6 protein-coding genes are annotated in these 4,877 nt (G+C 62.0%); 5 read left to right on the plus strand and 1 reads right to left on the minus strand.

Features of this window, described 5'->3' with window-relative positions; all coding sequences use genetic code 11:
* Positions 1 to 124: 124 nt before the first annotated feature.
* Positions 125 to 976 (minus strand): hypothetical protein, encoded by an 852-nt coding sequence (locus Q8K99_03605; GenBank protein MDP2181635.1) that lies wholly within the window; start codon positions 974 to 976, stop codon positions 125 to 127.
* 144 nt (positions 977 to 1,120) lie between these two features.
* On the opposite strand from Q8K99_03605, the gene Q8K99_03610 reads away from it, so the two are divergent.
* The 5 genes from Q8K99_03610 to Q8K99_03630 all read left to right on the plus strand — a co-directional run bounded on the left by Q8K99_03610 (position 1,121) and on the right by Q8K99_03630 (position 4,647).
* The gene (locus Q8K99_03610; GenBank protein ID MDP2181636.1) at positions 1,121 to 1,387 is read left to right on the plus strand and encodes a hypothetical protein; all 267 of its coding nucleotides are present in this window, start codon (positions 1,121 to 1,123) and stop codon (positions 1,385 to 1,387) included.
* 69 nt (positions 1,388 to 1,456) lie between these two features.
* On the plus strand, positions 1,457 to 1,624 hold the full coding sequence (locus Q8K99_03615) for a hypothetical protein (GenBank protein MDP2181637.1): 168 nt from the start codon (positions 1,457 to 1,459) through the stop codon (positions 1,622 to 1,624).
* A 171-nt stretch (positions 1,625 to 1,795) separates the two neighbouring features.
* Positions 1,796 to 2,236 carry a very short patch repair endonuclease gene (locus Q8K99_03620; protein ID MDP2181638.1) on the plus strand — a complete coding sequence of 147 codons (441 nt, stop codon included), beginning with the start codon at positions 1,796 to 1,798 and terminating at the stop codon, positions 2,234 to 2,236.
* 111 nt (positions 2,237 to 2,347) lie between these two features.
* The gene (locus Q8K99_03625; protein ID MDP2181639.1) at positions 2,348 to 3,310 is read left to right on the plus strand and encodes a DNA cytosine methyltransferase; all 963 of its coding nucleotides are present in this window, start codon (positions 2,348 to 2,350) and stop codon (positions 3,308 to 3,310) included.
* Positions 3,307 to 4,647: an HNH endonuclease gene (locus Q8K99_03630; protein ID MDP2181640.1), complete on the plus strand. Its 1,341-nt coding sequence runs from the start codon at positions 3,307 to 3,309 to the stop codon at positions 4,645 to 4,647. The genes Q8K99_03625 and Q8K99_03630 overlap by 4 nt, the downstream gene beginning before the upstream one ends.
* Positions 4,648 to 4,877: the final 230 nt, after the last annotated feature.

Below are 4,877 nucleotides of genomic sequence, written 5' to 3' on the forward strand. Positions count from 1 at the left end.
ACCGAGATGTGGGGTTCCAATCCCCGGATATCAGCATGGTCGATCGCCGTTCCCATGTGCCCGCCCGCTTGCATCTACTCAAGGGCGAAGACCACCATGAGACCTACGAGGTTGACTGGCCATCTCATATCAACGTGTTACGGATAACCAGCAGCGCGCCTCTTGCGCTGCACGCCGAGGATACCTCACTCGGCGCGCTGGCTGTGTTGATCCGCTTGAGTTCGGCATCGCACTCGGAGTTCACAGTCGGAACCGGCACAGCGGGCGGTCGATCACGCTCCATCGCGGTTCTTGCGATCAATGTGCGGAGCAAGGGGAGCGTCACGACGAAGACCCAGGCGACCGCCATCGGACCCATGAGCATGCGGGGAAGGGGGAGCATCCAGATCAGGTAGGTCACGGGAAGGGAGACCACGCGTGCGGGGATGCTGAGGGCTGTGAGCACAATGGCGCCGGATCCGGAGACGTCCACGAACTGAATCGTGGTCGTCACGGCGAGGCCTGCGGCAAGTGCGACGGCCAAGAACGCGGATCGCAGACCGATGGACTTGCTCGAGTACGGCTCGGCGAACACGAGGAGAGTGCAGAGGCTGAGAGCGGATGCCAACAGAGGGGTGATGGCGACGAATGCGGGAATCGACCTGGCGTAGAACGGATCCAGGCGTACGGCCACCACGAGGTATGCCGCTGTTGCGGCCATTACCACGGCGAGCATGCAGGTGAGAACGCCCCGGCGGTACACGGAATGCCGCTCTGTGGCGACGCGCCACGACCGTAGGCAGCCTGCAAACAGCAGCGGAGCCGGCACGGCGACATAGATGAAGGTTGCGACCCAGGCGACGGCACGGATACCCATCCCCGCCGAAGAGAGTCCCTCGAGAATCGAGCCGAAGTGCAGGAACTGGATCGCGGGGGCCGCCCAAATGAGCGCGAAGACCCCCGAGTATGACGCGTACCTCCGTGCCCGATCACCCAATGACTGCCCCCTGGAGTGCTGTGCCGAACGTACGTTCTTGGGCGTGACCCGCGCCCGATGGACTACATGGTAGCCGATGACTCGCGAAGCCGGGTCGACGCCCTGGTTAGGGCGGCCGCACCCCATAGAGGTAGACTCTGCGGCATGAGGTTCCACGTCCACAGTCTCGTTGCCCTGCTGACCTGCATCGCGCTCGCGGCGTGCGTGGCCGCCTGCTCGCCGCCGGCGAGCGATGACGCTGCTACGCAGACACACCGCAGTCCGGGCGCGAGCGAGGATGCGACGGCCCAGGCCCAAAGTACGCTGAGGGACTTCTTCGCGGCATGGCAGGCCAAGGACGAGCGTGCTGCCGAGAACTACCTGGCCCCATACCGACAAGGAGTCACCTGGCAGTTCGAGAGACTCGATTGAGTCCTGTTCGGGCCGGTAGCTCCCAGCCCCGAATGGATCGCCGAGTACCTGACCAACGGTGCAGGCAGCGTGACCGGTGCGGCAGCTGAGGACGTTCGCTGCTTCCGCTCGGACACCTCGTTCTACTACGAGCCGGGCAGCTACGGCCCGTCTCCCGAGGGTGAAGCGATGGAGTGGCACTGGTTCCTCGAGAGGGACGATGCGGGGACTTGGCGCGTCACCGATTGGGGCTACTGAGGACTGCTCGCCCTAACGTTCTTCGGCTTCAGCTGCGACGCGTAGCGGCGTCTGCTGGAAGCCATTGTTAGCCCCATGGCACCAACACGGCAACCACTGCGGGGCCGGTTCAGTCGAATGGTAACCTCGAACCGGTGTGCCGTCGCGCCGTACCGACCGGGAGCCGCGTCAATGAAGCGAGATTCGGACATCGTTAGCTACAATATGTCGCGCATCCGTTCGAAGGACACGCGCATCGAGCTGCTGATGCGGCGCGCTCTGTGGGCCCGAGGGCTGCGCTACAGGAAGAACTACACGCGCGCTGCGGGCACACCGGACATTGCGTTTCCGGGAGCGAAGGTTGCGGTCTTCTGCGACAGTTCGTTCTGGCACGGCCGCGACTGGGCTGTTCGAGAGCAGCAGATACATGTGAATCGCTCGTACTGGTTGCCGAAGATCGAGCGCAACATTGCCCGCGACGTTCGCGTCAACGAGACCCTCGAGGCCGAGGGCTGGCTAGTCCTGAGGTACTGGGATGATTGCATCGAGCAGCGAGTCGAGACTTGCGCTGACGAAGTCGAAGCGGCCGTCAGGCAGAGAACGAGGCTGCGGCAGATGCGACCGGTAGTGTAGCGCCCGGAGGTCAGACACAATATAGTGTAGTTGCAAGTCGCAGATGGGGACTGTCAGACCCTTTCGCTAGTCTACTGCGAGACACGACCGGAGACGAAGGGCTACCAACCAGTGCGCGTCGCATCGTTCTTTGCAGGCATAGGTGGCTTCGACCTCGGATTCCAGCAAGCCGGGCACACGGTTGCCTTCCACTGCGAAATCGACGAGTTCTGCAATCGGATCTTGGCGCGTCACTGGCCGGGCATTCCGCAAGTGAGAGACATCAAGGAGATCGCGCATGGAGACGAAGTCCCAACAGCCGAGATCTGGTGCGGAGGATTCCCATGCCAAGACGTGTCCCTCGCTCGTGGAGGTCCGCGTCCTGGACTCAGAGGCCACAGGACGGGGTTGTTCTACGAGTTCGCCCGTCTTATCGGCGAAGCACTCCCGCCGGTCATCGTGCTCGAAAACGTCCCCGGTCTCCTTTCCTCTCACGGAGGAAGTGACTTCGGAATCGTTCTCAAGACGCTGGGAGACCTCGGGTATGCTGTGGGATGGCGTATGCTCGATAGTCGATACTTCGGAGTCCCCCAGTCCCGCCGTCGACTCTACGTTGTTGGATATCATCGAGACCCAGCCCGTGTCGAGCAGGTACTTCTTGAGCCCGAATGCAGCAGCGGGAATACTCAGACGGGCAAACTCGCAGGGTCGCCCGCTGTTTCTCCCTTTAAGGAAAGCGTTGGAAACCCTCTCACAGGACCAGTCGTCCAGCGAATAGGTTACTGCCTCGCTGCGACCTCAGGTCGCCACACGGGTACTGACTGGAGTCGGACCTACGTTAGCTACCCCGATGCGGTGCGCCGACTGACCCCGACTGAAGCAGAGCGCCTGCAGGGGTTTCCGGATGGCTGGACCATTCCGAGCGGGATTGACGCCGAGGAGTTGGAGCAGCTTGACTCCCCGCGCTACTTCGCGCTGGGCAACGCGGTCAGCGTTCCGACCGCCCGATGGCTTGCTGAGCGCATTCTCGCCGTGGGGCTCGACGGGACAGTGACTCAGACGCCCGTCGCGCAGAGTGTGGCCGCGGCAGGATGAAGATCGCCCGACGTACCGGCGGAGGGCGTGGGGTCTACGAGCTTGCCGCTGTTCAGGAGGCCGGCCTCAGTCCAGCTCAACTAGTCGGCAAGCGTTTGGTGATTGGCCTGCCGGGAGGGCTGAGGGTCCCGACGGGCATCGAGTACACCAACCAGGGCGGGAAGCCGCGGCTGCGCATTGCGGATGCGACCTCCACCGATAATGGTGAGGCTATCCACGTCCATCGCCAGATTGCAGCACTGCTGCTACTACCGAAACCAACTCGCTCCTCAGACTCCGTTGGCTCCGGCGAACCAGTCCTGGTGAAGGACGCCTACTTTCTCGAAGAGGCCACAGTCACTGCACTGAGTATCGATGGCGACGACCTTCTGATCGAATTGGGTCATGTTGACGTTGCCAATTCTGATTGCGCCGAGCGCGTGGTCTTCACGCAGCGTCTTGCGGCGGTCACGCGAGCATGGGCGGACGCGGAAACGTATCCCGAGGCGACGCGCGAGCTGCTGCTTGAGCATCGAAGTCATGTAATGTCCGGCGCACCCCTAGGTCATGACACTGAGTGTCTGGTCGAGAGCATCACCGCCGCCATTGATACCCAGCTCACAGAGGCGATTGTCTCGGTTTCTGATTGGGATCCAACGACGGCGCTCGACCTCGCAGCGGAGCACCCGCCCTTCAGCAGGGACGAAGCTCTACTTCTGATGGATGCATATGTACGCAGCGGAGTCCCGTCCAACCCGGAATCCGCTGGCGTATCGGGCCTGGCGGAGCTGCTGAACAGGCTCAACCGAATGAATGGCCTGCGAGCGCGCCGCACCAACGCGGATGTGATCAGAGGACTGGAAGCCGTTCGCGTTGCCACATCAGGGTCCTCGGGTGACGAGGTGATTGACGCCGCATGGCGTGAATATGGCACCCAACGCGCCACGCTGGCAGCAATCGCTCGCGAAATCCGGCTCGAGGTGATGCTACAGGATGCACCGCCGGCCGTGCCCGAGGATGAAGAGCTGACGTTTCCTGAGGGACGCCAGATGTACCGACGACACAGACAGCGAGAGCGAAGCAGCAAGCTCACCAGGCAGAAGAAGGCAAACGTGCTGCACGCGACCGGCGCTCTCGCCTGCGAAGTGTGTGGTTTTGACTTTGCCGCGACCTATCATGAGCTCGGGGACGGCTACATAGAGTGTCACCACAATGTCGCAATCTCATCTTATGCTACGGAGAGCCGAACCCGGCTAGAGGACTTGTCTGTCGTATGCGCGAACTGCCACCGTATCCTTCACAGAAGACGACCATGGCTTACGGCGGATGAACTCAAGGAGTTCATGGGGCACTCGTAGCCGGGGGCACAGCAGCGTGCCATTGGGGCTAGTCACCATGAGATGGCCGGCCCGAATCCGCGTATAACGTGGATCATCCGCGGGAACACGCCCGCGGTGCCGACACACGGAGGGACCGGCCATGCAACAGCTTAGGAAGCGTCAAACAACAAGTAGGAGATTGGCTGGTGATGTCGAAGTAAGATCGTATGATCAACGAGCATGCGATCGGAGAGCGCTATCGGGCGCTC

The organism is Actinomycetota bacterium, assembly GCA_030682655.1.
In the GTDB taxonomy this organism is placed as follows: Bacteria; Actinomycetota; Coriobacteriia; order Anaerosomatales; family JAUXNU01; genus JAUXNU01.

Bases quoted from the DNA above. Each gene is read 5' to 3' on its own strand.
- Q8K99_03630 (MDP2181640.1), top strand. From the start codon at position 3,307: ATGAAGATCGCCCGACGTACCGGCGGAGGGCGTGGGGTCTACGAGCTT.
- Q8K99_03610 (MDP2181636.1), top strand. From the start codon at position 1,121: ATGAGGTTCCACGTCCACAGTCTCGTTGCCCTGCTGACCTGCATCGCG.
- Q8K99_03620 (MDP2181638.1), top strand. From the start codon at position 1,796: ATGAAGCGAGATTCGGACATCGTTAGCTACAATATGTCGCGCATCCGT.